Annotated in this window: 2 protein-coding genes; one reads left to right on the top strand and one right to left on the bottom strand. The window is 49.1% G+C overall.

Annotated features, from left to right (window positions below; genetic code table 11):
- Positions 1-75: 75 nt before the first annotated feature.
- The gene (gene asnB, locus CAG65_RS06540) at positions 76-1,752 is read left to right on the top strand and encodes an asparagine synthase B (RefSeq protein WP_021703793.1); all 1,677 of its coding nucleotides are present in this window, start codon (positions 76-78) and stop codon (positions 1,750-1,752) included.
- A 30-nt stretch (positions 1,753-1,782) separates the two neighbouring features.
- On the opposite strand, the gene rfaH is transcribed toward asnB, so the two are convergent.
- Positions 1,783-2,277 (bottom strand): transcription/translation regulatory transformer protein RfaH, encoded by a 495-nt coding sequence (gene rfaH, locus CAG65_RS06535; RefSeq protein WP_021703792.1) that lies wholly within the window; start codon positions 2,275-2,277, stop codon positions 1,783-1,785.
- Between the last annotated feature and the right edge of the window lie 166 nt (positions 2,278-2,443).

The following is a 2,443-nucleotide window of genomic DNA, read 5'->3' as shown; positions in this document are numbered from 1 at the left end:
CCTGGTTGCTTTTTTTAATCAAACTGGCACATTTTAACTCATCAGGTTAAACAAGATTTAAAAAAGGATGTGGTTATGTGCTCTATCTTCGGTATTCTAGACATCAAAAGTGATGCAACGGCATTGCGCCCTGTCGCTCTGGAAATGTCTAAAAAACTTCGTCATCGTGGCCCTGACTGGTCAGGAATTTACTCGTCAGACAAAGCCATTCTGGCTCACGAACGCTTGGCGATCGTTGGACTCAATAGCGGTGCACAACCCCTTTACAGCCCAGACAAAAAACTGATCCTGGCGGTAAACGGCGAAATCTATAACCACAAAGAAATTCGTGCCCGTTACGAAGACAAGTATGAGTTTCAGACCGATTCGGATTGCGAAGTCATTCTGGCGCTCTATCAAGACATGGGGGCCGACCTGTTGGAAGAACTCAACGGCATTTTTGCTTTTGTGCTCTACGATGAAGAAAAAGACCAGTATCTGGTTGGGCGTGACCATATCGGCATCATTCCGCTGTATCAAGGACACGATGAACACGGCAACTATTACGTGGCATCAGAAATGAAAGCGCTGGTTCCGGTATGTAAAACCGTCAGCGAGTTCCCCCCAGGCAGCTACTACAGCTCAACCGACAGCGAACCGCAACGTTACTACGTCCGTGACTGGAACGAATACGCAGCGGTCTCCGGCAACAGCACCAGCAAAGAGGAACTGACGGAAGCGCTTGAAGCCGCCGTCAAACGCCAGCTCATGACGGACGTACCATACGGGGTTCTGCTGTCTGGCGGCCTGGATTCTTCCATCACTTCAGCGATCGCCAAACGTTTCGCCGCGATGCGTATTGAAGATGATGAACAGTCAGAAGCCTGGTGGCCACAGCTGCACTCCTTTGCCGTTGGCTTGGAGGGCGCACCGGATCTCAAAGCGGCGCGTGAAGTTGCCGATAAAATTGGAACCGTCCACCATGAAATGACCTACACCATTCAAGAAGGTCTGGACGCGATTCGTGATGTGATTTACCACATTGAAACTTATGACGTCACCACCATTCGCGCGTCCACACCTATGTTCCTGATGGGACGCAAGATTAAAGCGATGGGCATTAAAATGGTGTTGTCCGGTGAAGGGGCTGACGAGATCTTCGGTGGTTACCTGTACTTCCACAAAGCACCGAATGCCAAAGAGTTCCACGAAGAAACCGTACGCAAACTGTTGGCACTGAACATGTTTGACTGCGCACGCGCCAACAAATCTCTGGCCGCTTGGGGAGTCGAGGGGCGCGTGCCGTTCCTTGATAAAGAGTTTATCGACGTGGCGATGCGCCTGAACCCGCAAGATAAAATGTGTGGCAACGGCAAAATGGAGAAGCACATTTTGCGTGAGTGTTTCGAACATTATCTGCCTGATTCCATCGCCTGGCGTCAGAAGGAGCAGTTCTCTGACGGCGTAGGTTACAGCTGGATCGATACGCTCAAAGAAGTGGCCGAAGCGAAAGTGACTGAGCAACAGATGGAAACGGCTAAGTTCCGTTTCCCGTACAACACCCCAACAACCAAAGAGGGTTATGTTTACCGCGAGATCTTTGAAGAGTTGTTCCCGCTGCCATCGGCTGCGGAATGTGTCCCAGGCGGTCCTTCTGTCGCATGTTCTTCAGCCAAAGCCATCGAATGGGATGAGTCGTTCAAAAACTGTGTCGACCCGTCTGGCCGTGCGGTTCAAACCGTTCACAACGATGCCTACGCAGCCGCTGAATAAACCATTAAAAGGCACCGTCAGGTGCCTTTTTTACATATCTAAATCTTTGTTGTCGATACTCATCGGCACCGACTGATTGATCATTTTCACCAGCATAATCGAACGGGCTTCCCCATCGGCTTCCTGATAAATCGCATCAATGCCAGCAAACTGACCACTTTTCACCCGCAGTACCTGACCCTTTTCAGGTAACGCATCCTGGGGAACCTCTACTTCGCTTCCCTCCATCTGTTTCAGGGTATAAATCAAATCTCCCTGAAGTTCCTGAGGGTAGCGGCCCTGGCGAACGAAATCCACCACGCCACGGGTGGAACGGACCGCAGTAAAGCTTGGTCCCTGCTCAAAATCAAAACGAACAAACACGTAACAGGGAAACAAAGGTTCGCGTTTCTTGATCCGTTTTCCACGCGCCATTTTTTCGAGCGAAATTTCCGGGTAGTAACACTCTACTCCCTGATTTTCCAGGTTCAGTTTCGCTCTTGTCTGTTCGCCGCGCTTACAATAGAGGAGATACCAACGTTTCATATTTCTAGCCAATTGTATTTTTTGCCAATTCTAACATTTCATCTCCCCTTCAGAAAGATTGCATCCAGTTAAACAATGCCAAGCCACTGATATATCAGCAATAATTATTACCAAAAATGAAATCTTACTTTTCAATGCAATTTCCACTCGAGAAGTGACACCAAAG

The organism is Vibrio sp. V39_P1S14PM300 (assembly GCF_009904765.1).
Classification (GTDB): domain Bacteria; phylum Pseudomonadota; class Gammaproteobacteria; order Enterobacterales; family Vibrionaceae; genus Vibrio; species Vibrio proteolyticus.
This window is presented reverse-complemented; position numbering and strand designations above follow the sequence as displayed.